The 23100-nt window shown below is 46.5% G+C and carries 24 protein-coding genes; 19 read left to right on the top strand and 5 right to left on the bottom strand.

Annotated features, from left to right (window positions below):
• Nucleotides 1–22: 22 nt before the first annotated feature.
• From LRL21_RS39355 to LRL21_RS39320, 8 genes are all read left to right on the top strand, one after another.
• Nucleotides 23–367: a DUF3221 domain-containing protein gene (locus LRL21_RS39355; RefSeq protein ID WP_240421266.1), complete on the top strand. Its 345-nt coding sequence runs from the start codon at nucleotides 23–25 to the stop codon at nucleotides 365–367.
• Nucleotides 368–388: 21 nt separating this feature from the next.
• The gene (locus tag LRL21_RS39350; RefSeq protein WP_240421265.1) at nucleotides 389–673 is read left to right on the top strand and encodes a hypothetical protein; all 285 of its coding nucleotides are present in this window, start codon (nucleotides 389–391) and stop codon (nucleotides 671–673) included.
• A 175-nt stretch (nucleotides 674–848) separates the two neighbouring features.
• Complete coding sequence (locus LRL21_RS39345) at nucleotides 849–2267, top strand: ABC transporter substrate-binding protein (RefSeq protein WP_240421264.1); 1419 nt, start codon at nucleotides 849–851, stop codon at nucleotides 2265–2267.
• 64 nt (nucleotides 2268–2331) lie between these two features.
• Nucleotides 2332–3054 carry a response regulator transcription factor gene (locus tag LRL21_RS39340; RefSeq protein ID WP_240421263.1) on the top strand — a complete coding sequence of 241 codons (723 nt, stop codon included), beginning with the start codon at nucleotides 2332–2334 and terminating at the stop codon, nucleotides 3052–3054.
• The gene (locus LRL21_RS39335; RefSeq protein ID WP_240421262.1) at nucleotides 3044–4522 is read left to right on the top strand and encodes a HAMP domain-containing sensor histidine kinase; all 1479 of its coding nucleotides are present in this window, start codon (nucleotides 3044–3046) and stop codon (nucleotides 4520–4522) included. Before LRL21_RS39340 ends, LRL21_RS39335 begins: the two co-directional genes overlap by 11 nt.
• Nucleotides 4519–5598: a LolA family protein gene (locus tag LRL21_RS39330; RefSeq protein ID WP_240421261.1), complete on the top strand. Its 1080-nt coding sequence runs from the start codon at nucleotides 4519–4521 to the stop codon at nucleotides 5596–5598. Before LRL21_RS39335 ends, LRL21_RS39330 begins: the two co-directional genes overlap by 4 nt.
• Before the next feature lie 54 nt (nucleotides 5599–5652).
• Nucleotides 5653–6132 (top strand): PH domain-containing protein, encoded by a 480-nt coding sequence (locus LRL21_RS39325; RefSeq protein ID WP_240421260.1) that lies wholly within the window; start codon nucleotides 5653–5655, stop codon nucleotides 6130–6132.
• A complete protein-coding gene (locus LRL21_RS39320; RefSeq protein ID WP_240421259.1) occupies nucleotides 6119–7618 on the top strand; it encodes a PH domain-containing protein in 1500 nt (499 codons plus the stop codon). Before LRL21_RS39325 ends, LRL21_RS39320 begins: the two co-directional genes overlap by 14 nt.
• Before the next feature lie 99 nt (nucleotides 7619–7717).
• On the opposite strand, the gene LRL21_RS39315 is transcribed toward LRL21_RS39320, so the two are convergent.
• The gene (locus tag LRL21_RS39315) at nucleotides 7718–8743 is read right to left on the bottom strand and encodes an NAD-dependent epimerase/dehydratase family protein (protein WP_338044739.1); all 1026 of its coding nucleotides are present in this window, start codon (nucleotides 8741–8743) and stop codon (nucleotides 7718–7720) included.
• 375 nt (nucleotides 8744–9118) lie between these two features.
• Between LRL21_RS39315 and LRL21_RS39310 the strand changes: the two genes are divergently transcribed.
• The 3 genes from LRL21_RS39310 to LRL21_RS39300 all read left to right on the top strand — a co-directional run bounded on the left by LRL21_RS39310 (nucleotide 9119) and on the right by LRL21_RS39300 (nucleotide 13789).
• A complete protein-coding gene (locus LRL21_RS39310) occupies nucleotides 9119–10618 on the top strand; it encodes a L,D-transpeptidase (protein ID WP_240421257.1) in 1500 nt (499 codons plus the stop codon).
• A 202-nt stretch (nucleotides 10619–10820) separates the two neighbouring features.
• Entirely contained in the window at nucleotides 10821–12101 is a 1281-nt protein-coding gene (locus tag LRL21_RS39305; RefSeq protein WP_240421256.1) for a DEAD/DEAH box helicase, read from the top strand.
• A gap of 209 nt (nucleotides 12102–12310) precedes the next feature.
• A complete protein-coding gene (locus LRL21_RS39300) occupies nucleotides 12311–13789 on the top strand; it encodes an oligosaccharide flippase family protein (RefSeq protein WP_240421255.1) in 1479 nt (492 codons plus the stop codon).
• Nucleotides 13790–13803: 14 nt separating this feature from the next.
• On the opposite strand, the gene LRL21_RS39295 is transcribed toward LRL21_RS39300, so the two are convergent.
• Nucleotides 13804–14016, bottom strand: a complete 213-nt coding sequence (locus LRL21_RS39295; RefSeq protein ID WP_240421254.1) for a helix-turn-helix domain-containing protein — start codon at nucleotides 14014–14016, stop codon at nucleotides 13804–13806.
• 135 nt (nucleotides 14017–14151) lie between these two features.
• On the opposite strand from LRL21_RS39295, the gene LRL21_RS39290 reads away from it, so the two are divergent.
• Complete coding sequence (locus LRL21_RS39290) at nucleotides 14152–14421, top strand: hypothetical protein (RefSeq protein WP_240421253.1); 270 nt, start codon at nucleotides 14152–14154, stop codon at nucleotides 14419–14421.
• A gap of 392 nt (nucleotides 14422–14813) precedes the next feature.
• Here the strand turns inward: LRL21_RS39290 and LRL21_RS39285 are convergent, their stop codons facing one another.
• The 3 genes from LRL21_RS39285 to LRL21_RS39275 are packed head-to-tail and all read right to left on the bottom strand — an operon-like array spanning nucleotide 14814 to nucleotide 16280.
• Nucleotides 14814–15296, bottom strand: a complete 483-nt coding sequence (locus LRL21_RS39285; protein WP_240421252.1) for an SRPBCC family protein — start codon at nucleotides 15294–15296, stop codon at nucleotides 14814–14816.
• 39 nt (nucleotides 15297–15335) lie between these two features.
• Nucleotides 15336–15776, bottom strand: coding sequence for an SRPBCC family protein (locus LRL21_RS39280; protein WP_240421251.1), 441 nt, complete (start codon nucleotides 15774–15776; stop codon nucleotides 15336–15338).
• 3 nt (nucleotides 15777–15779) lie between these two features.
• Nucleotides 15780–16280 (bottom strand): MerR family transcriptional regulator, encoded by a 501-nt coding sequence (locus LRL21_RS39275; RefSeq protein WP_240421250.1) that lies wholly within the window; start codon nucleotides 16278–16280, stop codon nucleotides 15780–15782.
• 311 nt (nucleotides 16281–16591) lie between these two features.
• Here LRL21_RS39275 and LRL21_RS39270 point away from each other — a divergent pair, with 311 nt between their 5' ends.
• The 7 genes from LRL21_RS39270 to LRL21_RS39240 all read left to right on the top strand — a co-directional run bounded on the left by LRL21_RS39270 (nucleotide 16592) and on the right by LRL21_RS39240 (nucleotide 22950).
• Nucleotides 16592–16882: a hypothetical protein gene (locus tag LRL21_RS39270; RefSeq protein ID WP_240421249.1), complete on the top strand. Its 291-nt coding sequence runs from the start codon at nucleotides 16592–16594 to the stop codon at nucleotides 16880–16882.
• A gap of 187 nt (nucleotides 16883–17069) precedes the next feature.
• On the top strand, nucleotides 17070–17222 hold the full coding sequence (locus LRL21_RS39265) for a hypothetical protein (protein WP_240421248.1): 153 nt from the start codon (nucleotides 17070–17072) through the stop codon (nucleotides 17220–17222).
• A gap of 93 nt (nucleotides 17223–17315) precedes the next feature.
• Nucleotides 17316–17663, top strand: coding sequence for a hypothetical protein (locus LRL21_RS39260; RefSeq protein WP_240421247.1), 348 nt, complete (start codon nucleotides 17316–17318; stop codon nucleotides 17661–17663).
• A gap of 166 nt (nucleotides 17664–17829) precedes the next feature.
• The gene (locus LRL21_RS39255) at nucleotides 17830–19689 is read left to right on the top strand and encodes a sensor histidine kinase (protein ID WP_240421246.1); all 1860 of its coding nucleotides are present in this window, start codon (nucleotides 17830–17832) and stop codon (nucleotides 19687–19689) included.
• Nucleotides 19664–21280: a response regulator gene (locus tag LRL21_RS39250; RefSeq protein ID WP_240421245.1), complete on the top strand. Its 1617-nt coding sequence runs from the start codon at nucleotides 19664–19666 to the stop codon at nucleotides 21278–21280. Before LRL21_RS39255 ends, LRL21_RS39250 begins: the two co-directional genes overlap by 26 nt.
• A 204-nt stretch (nucleotides 21281–21484) precedes the next feature.
• Entirely contained in the window at nucleotides 21485–21802 is a 318-nt protein-coding gene (locus LRL21_RS39245; RefSeq protein WP_240421244.1) for a glycoside hydrolase family 88 protein, read from the top strand.
• Nucleotides 21803–21810: 8 nt separating this feature from the next.
• The gene (locus tag LRL21_RS39240; RefSeq protein ID WP_240421243.1) at nucleotides 21811–22950 is read left to right on the top strand and encodes a trans-sulfuration enzyme family protein; all 1140 of its coding nucleotides are present in this window, start codon (nucleotides 21811–21813) and stop codon (nucleotides 22948–22950) included.
• The last annotated feature ends 150 nt before the right edge of the window (nucleotides 22951–23100 follow it).

Raw genomic sequence — 23100 nt, 5'->3', positions numbered from 1 at the left:
CAAACAAGATAGAGGTGTACCGATGAAATATGTGATGCTTGTAGCGACTATATTCCTTTGTATCACAGGCTGCTCAACGAATAGTCCAAATGACAGGGATCCTAAGGTTTGGGACTATAGGGGAGGCTACGTAATTGCCAAAGAATATCATAAATATTTAGTAGTGCGAAATACAAATAGCGCTGAAATCAAAAATAAAACCGTATCGCAGCTATTAAAGGAAGCTCAGCCGGATGCGATTTGGATTACGGTACATACGGATAATGATTCCATCCATATTGGTGACAAAGTAAGTATTTCTATTGATGGCGGTATTGATCAATCCTATCCTGCTCAAGCTTCAGCAAAAGATATTAAAAAATTATAAAATATTAAAGGAAACTTGGGGATGAATCACCTAAAAAAATTAGGGGTTAAAGCCTATTTGTTATATGAGAAATTTCAGACGATCATATTGGGCATATTTGTTTTTGGAATTGTGGAGTTTCTATCTTACTCAGAAATTATATATGTGACACTGGCAATGCCTGAATTTGCACCGATTATAATAACTCTTCTATTGGGCTACGGAGTGTACAGAATTGTGAAAAGAAGAATGAAGTCCAGGTCTGTGGTGAATGAGAGTAACGAAGTCATAGATGAAATAGTAAATAAAGGGGATCATGCTGAATAACCTGTCTCATCCATGGAACACGATTTTAATAACGGCTTGAGCCCTATCCCCCTGTCCTCCGCCAACGCACAAGTATAAAGTATTTCTTAAATCTGAAAAAAGCCAAATAAGCAAAGCTATACTTTTCATACAGTGGTGCAAACTCCACCAGATCAGATAGTGAGGAGTAACAAATGTGAAAAGATGGTTAGTTGGCTTGTTGCTGATTGCGGTTATGCTTGTGGGTACAGTAGGGTGCGAATTATCCGTTAGCAGCAAAGATAAGGGAAATACAACCAGATTCAAAGCGCTGGGCAAGGATGCGAAGGCAAAAATCAAAGTATTGTTTTATAATGAGCAGGCCTTTGCCATGCTGTATCGCAATACCTTTAACGCCAAATACCCCAATATCGAGGTAGAGGTTATACCTATGACCTCATTGATGCTGCCAGGCAAGGATAAGAATAAAGAGTTAGTCAAGCTGCTGGAGGAAACCTCACCGGATGTCATGTTCTTGAGTCAGGAGCAGTATGAAAAGCTTTCGGGAGATGGGAAGCTACTTGAATTGGAAACGATTATTAAAAAAGATAAATTCGATTTGGATAGCATGCTTCCAGCCAGCACACAATTGTTGAAGACAAAAGGAAATGGCATGCTGTACGGTTTGGCATCGGGTTTTAGCGCCAAGGCGCTTTATTATAACAAAGATATTTTTGATCAAAATGGTGTGCCCTATCCTACAGACAGGATGAGTTGGGATGAGGTGCTTCAACTGGCCAAGCGATTCCCGACGAATGGGGAGGGGCCCAATCGCATATATGGATTTCATCAGGGCAGCTTTCAAAGCGGGTACTATGAGCTGTTGAATAATATGGGTCACACGCAAGGCCTGAGCATGGTTGATTCGGAATCTATGACGGTCAAGATCAACAGTGAGCCCTGGAAAAAAATTGTTCAATTAGCTGTGGATGCGTATAGAGCCGGCGCTATCGCCGAGCCCTCCAATCCGGCAGCTAATATGAATGCAGTGGACTCCATCTTCACCCAAAATCATTTTATAACCGGTAAGGCTGCTATGACCGTAGATAACTTCAACATGATTGCTATGATGTCCGAGGCACAAAAAACTGTCAAGGATCTGAAGCCCGTTAATTGGGCATTGGTCACGGAGCCTATAGACCGAAGCAACCCGGACACGGCCACAAGCTTTGCTTTGAGTCAGATTATGGCGATTAATTCCAAAACCACGGACCCTGCTGCCGCGTGGGAACTGGTCAAATATCTCAACGGTGACGAATACGCCAAAATTATATCGAAATCGACGTTTGAACTTTTGACCCGGACTGCTTACGTGAAGGATAAGGACGGCCGCAGCCTGGAGGCCTTCTATAAGCTGCGGCCCGGTGACAAAAGCTATAACGATTTTAATACTTTGACAGTAATTCCTTTTAGCTTTTATACAGCCTTTGATACTATCGTTAATCAAGAGTTTAAATCGGTGCTGGATCAGAAAAAAACGATAGAGGATGCTTTAAAAGAAATCGAAGACAAAGGACAGCAGGAGATGACGAAGGCGAAGCTCGAGCAGGAAAGCGGCAAGGACAGTAAGCAATAAGCGTGTTCCAGGATACCTAGCGGCGGACAGGATAGGATAGCGAAGGAGAACGGAGAGAGGGCTGTTGAAGGAAACAATCAATATTTTACTCGTAGAGGATGAGCCGGAAATTGCCCGCGTAATCCGTGATTACTTGACAACAGAAGGGTGCAGGGTCACCTGGTCTTCTACGGGACTCGAGGGTTGGGAGGATTTCAACCGGGATACGTATCATCTTGTGCTCGTCGATCTGATGCTGCCCGAGATGGATGGGTTCACCTTATGCCGCAACATTCGTTTAGCCAGTGATGTTCCTATGATCATCGTAAGTGCCCATCAAGAAGATCATCATAAAGTTAGCGGCCTGCAGCTGGGTGCGGACGATTATATTACCAAGCCGTTCAGTCTCGTAGAGGTTTCGGCTCGAATTCACTCCCATCTGCGCCGCTATCGCCGATTTCGCAATGAGCTGGCAGATAGTGGTACTCGGATCGATTATCAGTACGGCTTGACAATCGATTTGATGACGCAAAGGATATTTCTGAGTGGGGAAGAGGTTCTGCTGACGGCCAAGGAACTGGCGCTCATCCTGCTATTAGCGAGGCATCCGCATCGGACGTTTTCAAAAAAGGAGCTTTACGAGCAAATCTGGCAGCAGACGGATGTGGATGGCAACAATACTGTAACAGTTCATATCAAAAGCTTGCGGACCAAGCTGAAGGATACAACGAGGGAGTCTGTGTTTATTCAAACCATGTGGGGAAGCGGCTATCGGTTTATAGGGGAGCAGCGCTGCGATGAAGCTTAAATATTGGTTAATGCTTGTGTTCTTGATTGTCATGCTGCTGCCTGTTGCAGCCGTGTACGCCTTCTATGTATGGTTAAGTCAGTATGACCAAAGACAGGATATTCTGGAGTATATCGAGTTTTCCAATACAATCAGCGGGATTGAATCCAGGCTGCAGAGCCCTTCATATTACGAAATTCAGTCGAAGGAGTCGTATGTTGCCGTAGAAGGGCTGGCGAGTGATACGGTCAAAATTAGTTTATACCGGTATGATGGTGTAACCTTGTTCACTTCCGGAACGGATTCCTTAGCTGCCTCCCTGCCTCGCGTCAATAGAGACAACCTGTATGCGCATTTGTATGAGTTGCAAAAAAGCTATTATACATATTCAATCAAAAAACCAGTTTTTAACGGATCGAAACTGCTCGGTTTTTACGAAATCAAGCTGGCCCGGCAGCAGTGGCTTCAAGGGGTACAGCACAGGACGTTATGGATTGGGTTATGTTTTGTTTTCTTTTTTATCGTGCTGTATGCGTCGGTTATTTATTTTATCCATCGGAAATTCGCGAGGCCGATCCGTTTATTAATGGAACAGATGACTTCGTTTGCCTATGATCGACCCTTTCAGCCCATTATCCACAAGACTCATGACGAGATTGGCGAATTGATCTCCCATTTTATGCATATGCGATCACAAATCATGCAATCACAGGAAGCGATTAAGAAGGAGCAGCAGGAAAAAGAATACATCGTCGCCTCGTTATCACACGATCTGAAAACTCCCTTGACCTTGATCCGTGCCTATACCGAATTAATGCAAGGAAAGCAGCTGCTTCATGAGCAGGAACGGATCGAATACTTCTCCATGCTGTTCGAAAAAATGGATTATATGAAACAACTGCTGGACGATTTAACGATGTATACCGTGCTGCGATCGTCTTATCATGAGATGGAGCGGGTAGATGTGGATGGAGACGAATTATTTGATATGCTGCTCTCCGGCTACGATGAGTTGTGTACACAAAACAGTATTGATCTACATAAGGAAAGCTTCGTTCAAGGGATGTATGCTGTTAATGTTTCGCAAATGGTCAGAATCATCGATAATTTAATGAACAATGCAATTCGCCATACGCTGCCGAACGATACGATTTGGCTTGGAGCTGTATCTGAACCATTCAAGCTGCCGGATTGGGTATTCCCTGTTTTTCAACAGGCGTTAGCGGAGTGGCGTTCGGATGGTGTTATCCTGCTGGTTCAGAATGAAGGCGAGGCGATTCCGATCGCTAGTCAGGAAAAAGTGTTTGAGCCGTTTTATCAGGTGGATGCATCCCGTACGAAAACGAAAACAGGTCAATCGGGATTGGGACTCAGTATCGCAAAAATCATCATGGATAAGCACAATGGAAAGATTCAGTTATGGTCAGCGCCGGGGTATGGTACCCTCGTGGTATGTTGGTTGCAGAGAAAGAGGGAGGATCAAGCTTGAAGTGGAAATATCTCAGTTTGGGAATCGGGATAGCGTCGCTTTTTGTCGTATCGGGTTGTATGGACCCTACAGAAGCTACGCCTGCAGACATCGTTTCCAAAGTTTTGGAATCGCAGAAAAAAATCGACTCCTACTACGCTGAAGGCACGATGCTGGTGAAGCAGAAAGGTATGGATACCGAGGCGTCTGTGTATAAGGAGTGGTATGATGCAGACAGCAAAAAGAAACGGGTGGACATCAGAAGCAGCGGACAAGAGACTGTCACGTCTGTTAATGATGGCAAGCAAGTCATTGTCTACGATCGGACGAAAGATAGCGCATTTTCGATGAATATTACCAATGATATGGGAATCACTTCGATGACGCAGCGGGAGCAATTGATGAATATGTTGAGAGCCATGCAATCGACGCATAAATCTGAGGTTGTCGGGGAAGAGAGCATACTCGGCATGAACACATATCATATGAAGGTGTCTGCCGATTCAGCTAATACGATGCTAGGCGACATGGAATTTTGGGTCGACCAGAAAACATGGTTTATCTTGAAATCAATCGCGTCCAGTGGTGATTTTACTATAGAATCTACGTATACGAAAGTGGATTTTTCTCCGAAATATACAGATGCAACCTTTAGAGTAGAAATTCCTAAGCATATCATTATACAATCGCTTCAGGATATCAATCCGATCCGGGAAGTAACGCTTGAAGAGGGAGAGCGTGCTCTTGGTCAACCGTTTCGAGTGTTGCATGACAAGAATGTGACCCTGACAAAAGTAGAAATGCACGAGCTGCAGGGGGAGATGAAGCGTACGGAAATTACCACTTACTATGCGCGAAATAACGAGCCCTCTTTTCTGTTAAGTGTGTTCAAAACGCCAAAAGATACAAGTTTGGAAGGCGATACCGGAACCCTCAGCATCAGCATTCGTGAATCGAAAGGAAAGTATCTTGCCGAAATCCATGCGCTCGTATGGGATGAGGAGGGTTTAAGATATTCCTTGATCGCTCAAAATCCCGACATCCCTCTGGAAGAGGTTGTGGAGCGCGCAAATAGGATGGAGTTAAGCTCCATGTAACCCGAATAGGCTAGCTTGGTTAGCCGTTGTTAATAGGAAGGAGGTCTGTTTACGATGGATATACAACCTGGTGAAACGATAGACCGGCGCGCGGTCACAGCGTGGCAGTGGAGTGCAGCTATTACCAGCTTATGCATCGCGGCGGTGGGAGCCGTTATTATCATTATTGCCATTAAATATAATTGGCCCGGCTGGATTACGGTGCTCATAGGGGCTGCCATAATACTGGAAATGTACCTGGATATTATCGTCATCCCGCCGCTCAGATGGAAACGGTGGCGTTATGAAATCAGGGAAGAGGAGATCGATCTGCTGCATGGCGTTGTTTTTGTTAAAAGAACGATGATTCCGATGATTCGAATCCAGCATGTCGATACACATCAGGGGCCGATTCTACGCAAATACGGTTTGACAAGCGTAACCTTCTCCACAGCTGCGGGCAAGCATCATATTCCTGCTCTTGCTGACGATACGGCTGCGCTTGTACGTAACCGAATTGCTGAACTCGCGAGGGTGAACAATGAAGACATCTGAGTCTATTCACAACGGTAAAAGGCTCCACCCGCTAACAGCACTTCTCTCTTCGATGGGGCTTATAAAAGAAGCGTTGATTCCAGTGGTCGTCCTGTTAACGACGTGGTTTTTTCGTGGGGAAGGGACTAGCGGAGCAGGGTACTGGAGAATCATCGTGATCGCAGCGATAATAGTCTGCATGCTCGGTTTCGGCATCTTGTCCTGGCTTCGTTACCGCTATGAGGTATCCGACGGGCAGCTCAAAGTGGAACAGGGTATTTGGGTGACCAAGCGACAGTTCATTCCGATTGAACGTATTCAGACGATTGATTTGACGGAAGGGCTGCTGCATCGCATATTCCGGGTTACCCGGGTTCAGGTGCAGACTGCTGGAGGCAATAAACCTGAAGTCGTATTCTCCGCGGTAACGCGCAAGGAGGCTCATCATCTGAGGGAGCAGCTGCGTGCACACAAGACTGATGCTCAGGATGCAGGCATTGCTGAGTCCAACAGTCCAGAGGCAGGCCAGGGTGGGAATCTAGAGCCGACGAAGCCAGTAGTGGATGCGCAGAAGCCTATGTACAAGAGCTCTCTGGGCAGCTTGTTTATTGCCGGGATGAGCTCAGGCAGTATGGGACTCGCGATTGCGTTAGTTCTTGCCCTGATGTCCAAAGTGGACGAGATTTTTCCTCACTTGAAGGTGTTTCAAATGGTTGTTGATCTGTTTGAATTTGCGGCTATCCCGTTGATCGTCGCGGCTGGTTTGTTGATTGCCTGGATATTGGGAGTATGTTTGTCAATTATTAAGTTTGCTAATTTTACGATTATTCGTTCGGGAGATGAACTGGTTATCTCGCGGGGACTTTTGGAGCGAAGGCAGGTCACGCTGCCCCTTGCCCGAATTCAGGCGATTCGTATCGTGGAGGATCTTCTGTGGCAGCCGTTCGGGTTTGCAGCTATTCATGTAGAAAGCGTTGGAAACGGTAATGATAAAGGGGAGACGACCTTGCTGTTCCCGCTGCTGCGGCGCACTGAAATTGAAAGGTTTTTGCAGCAAATGGCACCAAGCTTCACTATGCAGTCGTCACAAGCCTTCGAAGCGCTTCCCAACAAGGCATGGAGAAGTTATGTCCTGCCGTGGACGGTTATTTTTGCTATAGTGACTGGGGTGACGGTATGGTTTACAAATTGGGGATGGCTTGGGTTAGTACTTGGCTTGGGGTCAGCTCTTATTGGTTATAGGAGCTTTAAGGATGCAGGAAGTATGCTGACCAACGACATGCTTGTGCTTCGCATGCGTCGGCTTGCGTTAACCACTGTCAGGGTACCGCGTAACCGAATTCAATCATGCCGGATGGAACGGGGACCTTTGGAACGGCGTTGGGGGCTGGCGACAATCGGCATCTCCGTTGCTTCCCGACTGGCAGGCGCTCAGTTTGAACTGTATGGTTTACCCGTATCGAAGTGTTCTGCCATTATGAAGTGGTATCGTCCGAATCGTAAGTGAAGCAGCGACTTGCGTCCCACTGTCTATGCTCCCATGAAAAATGACCATCCTATGCGATGGTCATTTTTAGTTATCTTGGCAAGTCAGGAAGCTATTGTACTAAACCTGAAAAGCCTCCATCTGTCTGCTCCACTCGAAATAGATATCCGTCAATCGATCCTCCAGCAGGTCCTTATCCGCATCTACGGTGCTGGCTTCGCTCTCATACCAGTCGAGCATCATGCAAAGACCTTCGTTTAACGATATGGTAGCTTCGAAGCCGGGAATATCTGATTTAATAAGAGAATTGTCGAATAGCCCGGAATAGCTTTTCTCGAAGACTAGATGGGCAAACAAACCAGGGTTCGCTTTTGCCAAAAGCTCTGAGGGGATATGGACGATTTGCGGCTCGATCCCGATAATGCTGCCGAATTCCACATACAAATCGTTCCAGATGTGTACATCCTCATGAGTGGCATGATAAGCCTTGTTGTAGGTCCGTGTATTTCCAACAGCGCCAACAAAGGCTTTGGCCAAATCTGGGGCAAAGGTAAAAGCCCACGGCGTTGTTCCATCTCCGAACATCACAAGCGGTTTGCCAGCGCGAATTCGCTGAACAATGTTGTAATTTTGTCTCAGCACACCCAGATTACTGCCCCCGATTCCGTAAGTCAATGATGGCCGGATAATTGTGATCGGAAGCTGAGTCTCTCCGGCGATACGCTGCAAATACCGCTCCATTTCTGCCTTTTCGTATGCATAGGAAAACTCCGGGTTATCGAAAAGCTCCTCGGCCTCCTCTTTAATCGGATTGGTCTTGTAGGGCCGTTTGTACGCAGCTATGCTGGAACACATGATAAGCTGTCCGGCACGATGGTTAAAGGTGTTAACCGTTGAACGGGCGTCAGCTTCATTAAAGCTGATCATATCGATCACGACATCGAACGTACGCTTGCTCATGGATGCCTCAAAGCGTTGGGCATCTGATTTATCACCGGTTATCCATTCGACGTCACCGGCAAATGGCAGCGTTCGGGAGCCCCGATTAAATATAACGACTTCATGACCAGCGAGCAGCAGCTGCGATACAATTTGTCTGCTAATCACACCGGTTCCACCTAATAGTAGAACGTTCAAAACTATCACCTTCTCGTTATGATTATGTTGTCATTTCTATTCTTAGTATATCGAAGATTGACTTCATATTTAAGAGCTATCCTCATATTCAGTAAGTTACATGAAAGTGATCTGTGGGTTTACGCAGTAATGTCAGATACGTTAAATAAGAAAAGTTGACTCGTTACAAAATGTATCGTAATATTTTTATATACCTGATATTTATGTGTTACATGTGAGATTGATAGCCATTTCCAGGTAAAATCGTACGGAGGGGATGTAGATAGAGAGAAAATCATGTATTTAACGATACGAAATGTATCATAAATGTGATCTGCCTGCTTACTCATTTCTTCTTTTCTAGCGTTTTGTCAAAATTCCGCTTTGAAGAAAGGAGGCTTTTATTTGAATCCCATCAAGGGTCGTTTTAAAAATCACTTGGATGAGGAGATGGTGCATCTTCATAAAAATTTGTATATCAACCGCAGTGACCCGATGTACTATGAAAAGGTTATTCGTTATTTGGACCCCCGTTCACCTGAAGCGCATTATAAGCTAGGTCAAAAATTTGAAGCAAAGGGCATCGTGGATAAGGCGATTTTTCATTACAAGGAATGCAGGAAGACTTATCCGTCACCCTTTTATTTTGCTTCGGCCAGCGCCATACGTGGTTTGGAAGGTAACGGAAAAGGAGTTGAATCGCTTCCGGTTTCTGATTTTCCTATCCCCTACAAGAGCAGCTCTGCGTTTCCACGTTTGTGGAAAATCATACTATTCATGACTTTGCTGCTGAGCATGTTTCTTTGGGGACTCCTCTGGGGAAAAGACTCGATAACCAGAACGGTATCTGCTTTACAGCTGTGGGGAGTAGGTAAAGAGATTACTTATGAAGTCGTGGACATGCCGTATATGATGTATTTGACAAAGAGCAAGCCTCGCAAAGAAATCGAAAATGATTTGTACAGCAAAGCTCTGGAATTGGCTAAAACCAATCCTGGACAAAATATTTGGCTGTACGGAATCGCGAGCAATGGTCAAAATCCTGATAAGAAAGTAGTTCCTTTAACGGATGAGGCCCAAAAGGTGAGGGCTTTTGTCGTGGCGCAGTACAATTCATCTGAGGATCCAACCGTGAAAATTCGTTTTCTAAATGCAGAATATGGGAAGCTGATGAGTTTGACGGAAGCGGGGGCGAATCTCGTGCGTACTGCACTGGAGGCATATATTTCCGATAACGGCACTCCACCCGACAAGCTGGACAAGCTGGTAGCCGATTACCCGCAAAACTATTTAAGCTTCATCCCCCAGGAAATACAGTCAGGCTCCAACCAAATTGTGGGGAAGTACGATGGTGATGGCGGATGGGTGTTTGATCCGTTGGCTAAGCAATATAGCGATATGTTTTATCCTAATACGGTGGAGAACCCGAATTCGCATCAGGCAAATTTTGAGCGTTTCCAGGTGGTGGTAGGTAAAAGCGACCATTCTCTGCAATTGTTAGCTGGCTCAACACTGCTGATGGAGAAGAGGGTAGGGCTGGGGGCAGATGATGCGACACCGGTAGGCAGTTTTTCCGTATTGGACAGGGTGAAGGAGCCACAAGGCAAGCATCCCAACGTGTACGGCAGCTCTGCCCTCGGACTGGGCGCGATCGCCTTGCATGGAACGAACGATCCTGCTTCCATCGGAGGCAATCTGTCATTGGGCTGCATCCGTATGACGAATGCCGATATCGAAGAGCTATATCCGTTTATTCCCAAGGGTACTGTTATATTCATCCGTGATAACAATTCCACAGGACTGACAGCCGCCTCCGCTGCGTGGAATCCGCAAGCTCTCGTTCCCTTAGGCACGAGGCTTCCGAATGAATCTGCACAAAACAAGGTATTCCATTGGTTAGGCTAAAAGAAATACGAGGAAAACCACCCGATTCTGCCGATAGTTGGCAGCTTCGGGTTATTTTGTTTAGAAATCTTGCTTCTTTTGTGCGTATATTTGTGTTATCCTTACGTGTTATGACATAAAGGGACGGTTTGTGGAGACAGTACTAGATATGTTAAAAGTGACGTGAATACAAATAGACATGGTATACAATTAAGGAGACAACATGACATTTAATGAATTGAATATTACACCCACGATTTTAAAAGCTTTAGCCAAGGAGAACTATACGAAGCCTACACCTATACAGGAGCAGGCGATTCCAGCTGTATTGGCTGGCAGAGATTTGCTGGGCTGTGCCCAGACCGGAACCGGGAAGACGGCCGCGTTTGCGGTGCCGATTATCCAGCTGTTAAGTGAACAGCAGGGCAGACCTCATACGCAGCGCCGAGTGCGCTCCCTGATTTTAACACCGACCAGAGAGCTCGCTTTACAAATTTCAGATAACATTGTTGCCTACAGCCAATACACCCAGCTGCGCTGCACGGCTATCGTAGGTGGTGTTTCGCAAACAGCGCAGGAGCGGGCGCTGCATTTGGGTGCGGATATCGTGATCGCCACTCCGGGCAGACTCCTCGATCTCATCAATCAAAAGCATATCGATTTGCAGCATGTCCAAATCTTAGTACTGGATGAAGCCGACCGCATGCTGGATATGGGTTTTATTCATGATGTGAAGAAAATCATCTCCAAAATGCCAGCCAAAAGACAAACGCTTTTCTTCTCGGCAACGATGCCTCCAGAAATATCCAAAATGGTCAAAGACCTGCTGAAGGATCCAGTGAAAGTCGAAATCACGCCGGTCTCTTCTACGGCAGACCGCATCCAGCAATCTGTATATGGGGTAGATAAGGAAAACAAACAGTCATTGTTGAGCTACCTTTTGCAGGATAAATCGATTGCTTCAGCGCTCGTATTTACCCGGACCAAGCATGGTGCGGATCGGGTTGTGAAAGCACTGGCCAAGGTGCATATTACCGCTCAGGCCATTCACGGGGACAAGTCTCAAAATGCTCGTCAAAATGCACTCAGCAATTTCAAAAGTGGCGTCACACGAGTGTTGGTAGCGACAGATATTGCAGCAAGAGGCATAGATATCGACGAGCTTTCGCATGTAATCAATTTCAACCTGCCTAATATTCCGGAAACCTACGTTCATCGAATTGGCCGTACTGGTAGAGCGGGACTGAGCGGGATCGCTATTTCTTTTTGCGAGCATGAAGAAATTCCATATCTCAAGGATATCGAGAAATTAATCGGCAAGACCATTCCCGAAGTGAAGGACCATCCGTATCCGATGCTGAATACAGCCCCTCCTTCCAAGGCGGCACAACCATCGAAACCGGCAGTGTCCAAACCGGCCAAGCCCAAGACTAACCCTAAGGCCAATCCGAAGCTCAAGCCCAGGTCCGAGTGGTTCCAAAAAGGTAACAAACCGAATAGATAAACAACCCATACCTCCAGCAAATCGTGATGTACAGCGATGCAGGGGGTATTTTTTATTGATTCGCAAGATAGTACTTGTTGTGTAACAAGATAGTACTTGTTGTGTAACAAGATAGTATTTGTTGTTCATGGCGATATCGCATATAATCACAATAATTGTTGTACTGACGTGTTTTTTCAAATAATTCAGCTTGCCTAAGGTGATGTCACATGCTTAATATTAAAATGCATTTAAATGACAATCAGCGGTTTCTTATACGAAGTGTCTCCATTATCGTGCTGGGTCTTTTTATCAATCAATTGCTACAGACGGTGGGGAGTATCGTTGTGGCGCGTGTGCTGAATGATCCTGGCAAATTCGGAGAAGTGAATTTATTGCTGCAGGTTTTCGGGATGGTGAACCTTTTTCTCAATGTGGGATTTAATTCTTCATTGGTGTATACGTTTTCAACAAACCCGAAGGACGCGATCGAAAATAAGTTTCGGTTGGCCATGCTGGGTAGCATATTTTTTGGAGTGGTCGTCTGTATCCTGCTTACAGCCTTGTCGCCGCTACTCGCTCAGACGTATGCACTGCCCTCTTTACAAGGTGCTCTCCTCCTAAGCTCAATCATGCTAGTGTTCAATTCGATCATTAATATGGGGGTATCCTCCTTCTCCGGTAATCGGAATTTCGGCACGCAGGCGTTATTTATGGTGATCACAACGACGCTTTCCACAGCAGGTACGGTATTAGGTGTATTATGGCCTGTAGGTGAGGATGGCTTCCTGTGGGGAGTATCCATTGGGATGAGTGTCGGATCGGTACTGGCTGCGCTATTCATTTGTTGGAAGGTACAAAAAGTACATCATCCGAAATGGCTGGGCCGTGTGTCTATTCCTGAAATCTGGAAGATGATGCAGTATGGTGTTCCGCTGTGGGCTGGCAATATTGCGAAGGCGTTTCAACAGCCTTTTGTGACGATGATTATTGGCTCCAGCTCGGTCATTGCCGTTGGACATATCAGCAACGCTTTTCGCATAACGGGATTTATCGGGATTGTGACGTGGGCATTCATGATTGTGACCTTTCCATTTGTCGCGGCGAGCTATCAGGACCCTCTGGAAAGCAAAAGGCGGGGTATCTTGTGTATCCGATATAACAACCTGATCCTGTACCCTCTAACGGTTGTGATTTGTTTGTATCCAGATCAGATTAATGGATATTTATTTGGTGAGGGCTACACGAGCGAGGACTCGGCCATATATATCCGGCTGCTGGCGCTCGGGGTGTTCTTCTCGTCTGTTGGCCGATTAGGCGGCAATATCTTAGCGGGGATTGGCAAAACCAAAGCGAATTTCTGGGTGATGATCGTGGCCGGTATTTTTGTGATCACGCTGGTTCCCACTATTGCCGCGAATCATCCTGTCCTGTCGGTATGGATCTATACGGGCGGCTGGGCGATCTCTGCCATCTGTATGATCTGGTTCTTTTATTTGGAAAATTTCACGCTCAATTGGTGGAAGGCTTACGGGGAGCCTTTGATTCCGAGCCTGTTTATGGGCCTTTTTATGGAAGTCGGTCGATTTACAGGGGGATGGATGACGAGCTTTGTTGTTGCAGGGATTATTTGTTTGATTGTGCTGACTATGTATGTAGAGCTGAGAGTGGGGAAAGGATTGAGGGCGACGAGGAATGAGGTTATGTGATGGGGGTGGAGCGACTATAATTCCTCAAATTGCAATAATTCACCTATATCAGAAATTCCCAATGCTTCGGCAATACGTTCCATCTGTTCAAGATTGATTTCTTGTCTTTCATTTCTACAGAGCTCGGATATAGCCGCTTGTCTAACATTAGCTTTTTTGGATAGCTCTAGCTGTGTCATATTCCGTTGTTTCAAAACGTCCTTTAATTTTACCGTTAATTTCATCATCAAGAAGATCCTCCAAGCAGTTTTGCTATTTTACTGAAATGTATTGACACATTACGCCCAAGCGTATATTATTAAATTACGCACAAACGTATAATTTATGCTTTATATAATGGACTAATGGCTGGGAGGGGAAATATGGATAGTGATTTAACAGCCCCATATGAACTATTAATAACTGAAGAACAAACGTTAATTGAAAAAATTAAAACTTGTGAAGCATGTGTTTTTGCAGTTCTTGATGCTGTTGTTCAGAATGGCAATAGTTTTCATGCTATTACAACCGAAGAAATCCTCACTGTGATACACAATATGGGCAATGATTTTCAGACAGAGCTGTTGCATTTAAGATTAGAAAAAAGCATCCTAGCTTCAAGTGCTTGCAACGTAGATACAAGATGTATATAGCTAATGGCTTGGTACGATTAACAAAATGATGATGCGCCTGATAACATTACTGTTGTTGGGCATCTTTACTTTACTTTACATTATATCGTATCTGATGATGTTGGCAATGTGAAGTCAACTTAATCGAATTTGTATATACAAACACGCCGTTACCCATTGTTATCTAAGAGGTCCGGTGAAGAACGAGCGCAGCGGCCAAATGATCCTGGAGAAGCGTAAGCGTTCGCCTTTGAAATCGTGAATAAACCGCTTAATCTCATCCCATTTCACGATTTCAATAGCGATCGGAAGGATATTTGGCCGCGCAGCGAGACTTATTCACCGGACTCCTTAGTGGTGTCATACCGTTGCCACCACCCAGAATGGACCGCCAGTGCGGCAGGTTGAACTATCTACTCCTGATGGGTTAACGTCCTTACGACCTCTGCCAGACGATCTAGATTTTCTTCATTTGCAGGAACAACAAGTTTTTTTAGCTTGTTCAGTTCCGCCGCCGTCTCGAACCGTTGACAAAACGTTACTTTGGTTTTGCCCTGCATCTCCTCAAAATCAGCAATTACCAGAAAATCATGTACAGGGGAAAGATGATGTATAACGATTCGTTCAGGGCTGCTGATTTCATCAAACATACATTGATTCGGATAATCCACACCGTTTGGACCATGCATGATGAAAGTCCAAAGCCCGCCTGGCCTGGCATCAAATTGTTGAAACGTATTCGTGAAGCCTTTGGGCCCCCACCACTTGGCAAGCAGCTCTGGAGTCGTCCAGGCATTAAAAACAGTTTCGCGAGGTGCATCTATGAGGCGGGTGTGTACCGTTTCATTGCTGCCTTCGTCATTCGTTGTGCTGATGTTCTCATTATTCTCTAACAATGGGAATTCCTCCGTTTCAATAGTAGTCTTGTGAATTACCTACTCATTTCCAAGCACTTCACCAAGCTTGTCCAGCATAGCGTTCGTGCCATGCTCTCGCTGTGCCGGTGTATCATGACCATCCAGGAAGACGCCTTGCTCGGTGAATACCATTCGTGTGCCGACTTCAGTAGGTTCGATCTCAACAGTAACCACAGATACCGATATTCGGGTATTTCCAAGATCCATGATGTAGGAATAAACGATGCGCTGTCCGGTTACGATTTCCTGATAATAAGCTTCAAAGGTATAGATGGGTCCACCGGGAGGCCCGCCCTGATTAAGTTCCCGTCCTCCGACCCGAAAATCAAACTCAACAGATTGTTGAAACCATAACGCTTTCTTTGAGGCATCAGCCCAAGCGGCAAATACCCGTTCAGGTGAAGTGGCGTACACACGTTCAATAACAAAGGTTGCGTGATTGGCATTTCGTTCTTTCATCAGTTAGTCCTCCTTTGTTGGTTGGGTATTCGCAGGCTCAGACAGAAAATCGCCAAGCCGATCAAAGCTACGCTCCCAGTTCATTTTCCGTTCCGCAAAAAACTTTTCATGCTTCTTTTTCATGAGCTGCAGCAGCCTTGTAAATTCTTCAATGGACACCTCTTCTTGGGACTGCATCAGGCTGCGCACGTACTCTAACTCTCCCATAAGCTTTTGTTGAATGAGGATATTATCTTGAATACGTCTGATCTGTTGGGATACAACCTCGATTGGGTTATAGCTTTGTTCGAGCAGCACGGACTTTATTTCTTCCAATGATAAGTTCAATTCTTTTAGAGCCAGGATTTGGTGTAATCGGGAAATATCCGTTTCGTTATAAAGCCTATGTCCAGAATCGGAAAATCCCGATGGGGAAAACAAACCTATTTGATCGTAATAACGTAAGGTTCGAATCGTTAACCCCGTTAATTTCGCAAGCTCTCCAACCTTCCAAGTTTTTGGCATTACCCTCTCCTTTGTTTGCGCTGATCATTTACCGGTATCTTTACTATAAAACATTACGTAACGTCAGGTGCAAGTATTATTTGTAATTTGAATTATTTTCATGTGAAATGGACCCGGCAATACTAATCCTGATTGGGTACGGCAGATTTGCGGCGAACGCAATCCATATTTTTTAAAAGCCAATTTCGTTTTTTGCATGAATTTGTGTTATCCTTATGTACTGCGATGTAAAATAACAATTCTTTTATCAATAAGGTAGCTGGGATCGATAAAACTGAATTAGGGGTGGTACTCTGAGAAAGCAAAAACCAATGTCATTTGACGATCTGCTGAAGGATTTACAAGGCCAAAAAACAATTCAGGAAGACCCGAACTATGTTTCGTTAGACAAACTGTTTAATGAATCGTTCATGAGCAAGCATTCCAGCTTCAAGAGCTTTGACGAGTTTTTAGAGAAGGGCAACTTTCAAGTGAAAACACACGAGGATATTAATAACATTCATGACGAGCTTTTTGATCGGCATGTTGTAAGGGAAACGGATTTTGCCAGTTGGAAATCGATGCTGGACACAGCGAATGTGGAATATTCGAATGAATCCTGAGTAGTGATATGAAGATCAGATAGAGAGTAAGCAGTCATCTTCTATCTGTAGGTTACGTTGAAAAGTCAAGCTGAAGCTGTGCTTGGCTTTTTTGTGTTATCACAGGGTTTCCCTGCATATGCGGAAGCACGTTGAGTTGTCCTCGCGTATATTGATTAAAAGGATCAATGAGAGGATGGAAGGTTGCATGAATTTAAGACTGTTGGAGTATGGTTACAAATTTCTGCAGGAGAATAAAGGTATACAAAAAATGTTCAAGGATATGGAAAAATTGAACAAAGAAGTAGACATAATAAAAAAGCGTGCCAAAAAAATCAAGGAAACGAAAGGCAAGAAATGAAGCAAGAGACGAAACAATATAAGTTCATTCGGATGATCTTGTCCTAAATCAGCTTCCTTCGCATAAATATGTAGTAAAAGGAGCGTGAATACGATGGACAGGAAAATAAAGCAATATTATCAGCTGAAGCAAAAGCACAAAGAGATAGAGCAAGAGCTGACAGAGCTGCGCAACGATATTTTGAATCATTGTACGGAGCTCGGCGTTTCCAAGCTGGAATCTGGAAGCTACCTGGTGAAGATTGTTCTTCAGGAGCGTAAGGAATACGATGATAACAAGCTGTATGAAGCGCTGCCTGACCCCGAAGTATGGCGATTGCTCTCCAAAGCTGATTCCTCAAAGATTGCCAGTCTGCTCAAACTGAACGTCATTTCGGAAGAAAAAATCAAGGACACATTTTCGGTCAAAAATATTTCACTGCTTCAAGTGGATAAAAAGTAATCATCACGCGAATCCGTTGTACATCATAAAACAGTGAAGAACGCACATAAAAGAATCGTCCTATGGTCAATAAAGGACGGTTTTTTGTTGTTTAATCAAATGCAGCAGTCCGTGAGGATTCGGAATAAAACGCATACATCTGTCGTATGCCGGGATGGATTGTGTTATGCTCGGGGAAGAACACATACTGAATCCACAGGTGATCACGTTGATAGGATGGATTTCCCGATTTCACGATTTCAAGCTGCGCACGAAATTTCTGCTTTCTTTTATTGCTGTTATACTGGTCACGGTGCTGCTCGTCGTAGCGGTCATTTACCAGGTCTCGATTAAGACGATCACAAGCAATACCTCTGTGTACTCGCATTTTCTAAGCCAGCAAATGGGCATTAATTTGGATAAGCGAACACGTGATCTAGAGACAGTTGTGTTTCAGCAGTTCAAAATGTCCCGCTTAAATCTCCCTGGTGAGGTGGGCAGCCAGGAATACGAGGTGGAAGCGTTGTTCCGCGGTCGTTATACGAACGATTTCATAGCAGGCTTGATGCTGTCGCAAAATTATTATCAATCCGTTCTGTTCTATGATGAGCAGGATCGGCTGTATGTTGCAGAACGCTCCGCAGGGCTGAACACGCTCAGCAAGCTGCCTAAGGATTTCAATGTAAACGCCATCAAGGAGAAGAGGGGACGAGCCTCGTGGCTTCCCGGTGGATCGAATCTTGTATTTATGGCCAAATCGCTGTATAGCGGGGAAAGCAGTGCTTATGCTGGAACGGTTGTGATCGGCATCGACAGTGAGCAGATCCGCAGTATTTATACGACGGTGGATGAGCTCACACAGGGAAAAGTGCTCGTCCTTAATGAGGACAATGAACGATTGGTACAGGATGAGCCGATGGAATCCACGATTCGTTATTTTATCGAGCAGCGGTTGTTCGAGCAGACTGCCGATATACAGACTACCTTTGAATTGGACGGACGGGATTATATATACACGATTATGGAGATGCCCTACGAGAAGTGGAAAATTATCCAGATTATTTCGGTGGATGAGCTGACCCGAGGTACGGTAGTGATTCGTTTTTGGACGATTACCGTTCTGATTGTGGCGCTGCTGCTAGCCTTTGTGATGGCGGCTTTTTTATCCAGGCGCATTACCGAAAATGTAGGCTTGCTGCTGCAGAGCATGAGCCAGCTGTCCGTCGATTTCACACCCAGATGGATCGTACCCAAAAGCCGGGATGAATTCGGTCTGCTGGCGGACAGGTTCAACTTGATGACGACCCGCATCAATGAACTGATTAATACGGTATATAAGGAGCAGATGATGAAGCAGCAGGCTGAGTACCGCACCCTGCAATCTGAATACAGAACACTTCAGGCACAGTTTAACCCGCATTTTTTGTACAATACATTGGAAACGATTCACGGTCTTGCCAAGCTGAAGGGCGACGAGCAGATCGGGGAAATGGTGTACCTGCTCGGTTCTCTGCTGCGCGAGAGCATCAGTCGGAAGGGCGATGTGATTGAGCTCAAGGATGAGGTGGCCTTTGTCGCAAAGTATTTAGAGATACACCGGATTATGTATGAAGATAAAATCGAGGTTGGCTACGAAATGGCTCCGGATGTAATGGACTGCTGGGTACCGAAATTTATTTTGCAGCCGCTTGTGGAGAATTCGATTGTACATGGCATTGAAATGAAGCCGGGGCAGGGGTTTGTCGGCATTAAGGCCAACAGGAATAAAGATTCGCTGCTTCTGGAGGTGGTGGACAACGGTATGGGGATGGATGCGGCTGCTGTCCAGGCGCTGCTGGAAGAGGATACGGGCCGAGCGGCTGCTAAGCCTAACCATACGCGGGTCGGATTGCTCAGTGTGCATAAGCGGATTCGGATGCTCTATGGAGAGGAGTTCGGGCTTGCCATCAGCAGCGAGCCTGGTGAGGGAACCAAGGTACGGATTCGTTTGCCAGTTCTGGAGGAAAAGGAGGTAGACACCATTGAAGAAAACAGTCGTGGTCATTGACGATAAACCGATTATTCGCAGAGCTATTGTACAGACGATCAAATGGGAGGAGCTCGACTGTGAGGTTGTTGGTCAGGCTGAGGACGGTATTGAGGGCCTGGCACTGCTGGAAGAGAAACGGCCTGATATCGTTATCACGGACATCAAGATGCCGGGTCATACAGGATTGGAGCTGGCCGAATGGATGCGCGGGCATATACCGCATGCCAAGACTATCCTGATCACAGGCTATCAGGAGTTTGAATATGCCAAGCAGGCGATTAAGCTGGGTGCGTTCGATTTCATCGTCAAGCCAATTCACAATCAGGAGCTGTCCAGAATTGTAAGAGCAGCAGCGGATAAAATCGAAGAGGAGCATTCGGTTCTCCGACAATCGGCGCTGCTGAACGACGAAGTCTCCAGATTGGTGCAGCGGCATTCACATTCACTCCCGGCCCTGCGGGGGCAATGGCTGGAGAGTCGGATTATGGGGATAAAGGAGGCTCAGAATGGGCAGCAGGCGATGAATGAGCTGGGTATTGATTACAGCCGTTTTGTAATGCTGGCATTCAGGCCTCTGGCTGGTAACGGACCACGCTTTGATAAGCCTGCCAATCGGGAGGCGTTGGCCGAGCTTGCCGTCGAATGCTGCCGCAAAGAGGGCATGAATACGATCACGTTGTATCAGGGTGGTGATCTGATTGTCATGTGCCAGTTTGATCGTGTTCCCATTGATCGAGAGGTTAGACGGAAATTGAATGCGGCCGCCGGCGAATGGTTGTCCATGGTGAAGAAAAAGGCAGCAGTTGAATTTCGTGCATCCTTCGGCTCTGTGTACCGGCTGCCTCAGGAGCTGCAGCAGGCATACAGAGAGGTCAGCGCGTTGCTTGATTCGGGTTTCTTTCGCAGCGACGAGATGATTTTGTCTGCAGAGAGCGAGCAGGCTGCCAGAACCCAGGTCAAATTTTCCGTGATGCAGGATATTGAACGCTTCGAGAAGTCGATCGAGCAAATCCCGATGGAACAGCTGGTCGAGGAAACGAAGCGGATCGTTGGGCAAATCGGCATCTATGCCGAGGGCAATATTACGGTAGCCAGAGGTTTGCTGGCGGAGATTTGTTTATCCGCTGCCCGGTATTATTTCCATGCGACAGGTGATGAGCTTGGTCTCGGCAAAAGCATCGACCAGCTGCTGGAGGAGGTGTACCGACTGGACAGCTTGAAGGAGGCGTCGGATTATATGGCGGAGCTGATATCCCGGATCCGGGTCAAGCTTGAAGGTGGGGAAAAGGAGTACAGCCTGATTGTCAAAAGCATTTTGGAGCATATCCATGAGCATTTTGCCGAGGCTGTTACACTGACTACAGTCAGCACACATTTTGGCATCAGCTCGGGTTACCTCAGCCGCTTGCTGAGAACGGAAACCGGCGAAAATTTCGTCGATATTTTATCCAAGGTGAGAATTAAAGCGGCCAAGCGGCTGCTTAAGGACCCGAAATATAAAGTTAATGAGGTTGGGGAAATGGTCGGCTACAAGGAGTATGCGTATTTTTATCAGGTATTCAAGCGGATCGAGGGTAGCTCGCCCAAGGAATTCAAAAATAAAAAGTAAAGAAAACTAATAAAACCTTTAAATATTGATATGGTAAAGACCTGCATCGCGATTTACAGTAGGAACAAGAGATAGGCGTTACCGGGCACGCTTGATTCATGGAAGCGCACTCAAGTCTCAAAGCCGTATTATCAGCTGTAAAGCACAGAGCCCCTTGCACAGCGCAAACAACGGTAATCCATACAGGCTGAAGCTGTTTCCGTTGTGTACAATGATCCGACCTCCTACGAGGAAACGTCGGCAACCGCAGGCTTCGCCTATGGAATTTTGAAAGCGGTACGCAAAGGCTATTTAAGTGAATGCTACCGGGAAACCGGTTTAAGGGCGATGTACGCTGTCATCCAAAAAATCGATGAGCAGGGGCGGGTACAGGGTGTCTCCTATGGAACCCGCATGGGCCGTACGCTCGATTTTTATAAGGAAATTCCGGTGTGCCCGATGCCTTACGGGCAGTCAATGACGCTGCTGATGCTGGCCGAGAGTCTGCATCACTTTCCCCCAATTATAAACGGCAAGGAGTGAAACAGGATATGAGCAGGAGATCGGATCAAGAGGAAATTTGTACACATTTGGGTGACGATTACGATCGTTATCTCGGCGCCATCGTACCCCCGATATTTCAGAATACACTGTTCACGCGCAAGACCGTGGATCACGGCTACACATATACGCGCGTGGCGAATCCGACCACGGAAATCGCCGAGCAGAAGATCGCCGCATTGGAATCAGGCGAAGCGGGACTGTGCTTCTCTTCGGGCATGGGGGCGATCAGCGCTGTGCTGATCAGCTTGCTCGAGCAGGGCAGCCATGTGATTTATCCGCTAAACGTGTACGGGCCAACGCGTACGTTCATCGCGGGTTATATGTCCCGCTTCGGCATCGAGTCGACAGCTGTGAAGGGCTCTGATCTGCAGGAAATTGAACAGGCGATTCGTCCGAACACGCGGGTGATTTATTTGGAGAGTCCCTTGTCCAATACGTTCGAGCTGCAGGACCTGCGCGCTGTTGCGGAGCTGGCGCAGGCCCGTGGCATCACGACCGTTATCGACAATACGTGGGCGACTCCACTGCTCCAGAATCCGCTGCTGCTGGGTGTGGATATTGTGGTTCACTCTGCTTCCAAATATTTGGGCGGGCACAGCGACATCCTCGGCGGTGTGGTTGTCGGCGGCCGAGAGCGGCTTGCCCGTATTAGCCGTGAGGAGCGCGGCTTGTTCGGAGCCGTGATGGACCCGCACCAGGCATGGCTGCTGATTCGCGGGCTGCGAACGCTGCCTGTGCGCATGCGGCAGCACGAGGAAAGTGCGCTGCGGATTGCGACCTTTCTGGAGGCGCACCCGTGCGTCGAGCGCGTGCTGTATCCCGGCCTGCGCAGTGATCCGCAGTACGAGCTCGGTCAATCCCAAATGTCCGGGTACTCGGGACTGATGAGCTTTGTGCCCAGGTGCGGCAGCGACCGGGTGCTCGGGCTGATCAAAGGGCTGCGCCTGTTTGAGGAAGGACCGAGCTGGGGCGGCTTTGAGAGCCTGATCAATTCGCCCGGCCTTTGGCTGGACGATGAAGCGTCTGTGCGCCACGGTATTCCCCGGGGGCTGCTGCGAATTTCGATTGGCCTGGAAAATGCCGAGTCGCTGATGGAGGATCTCGATCAGGCGCTGCGATCCGTATGATGAGCGGGTAGAGAGACGTCCCCAGGGACGTCTTTTTGCATGAAACGGGCTTCAGCTACTAATCGAGGGAGTTAAAAAACTCATAACAGGAAGTTAAAAAAACTAATAAAAAGTAAAGATTCCCGCATTTAAACCGCTTACAAATTATTT

Source organism: Paenibacillus periandrae, assembly GCF_022458865.1.
Classification (GTDB): Bacteria; Bacillota; Bacilli; order Paenibacillales; family NBRC-103111; genus Paenibacillus_S; species Paenibacillus_S periandrae.
This window is presented reverse-complemented; position numbering and strand designations above follow the sequence as displayed.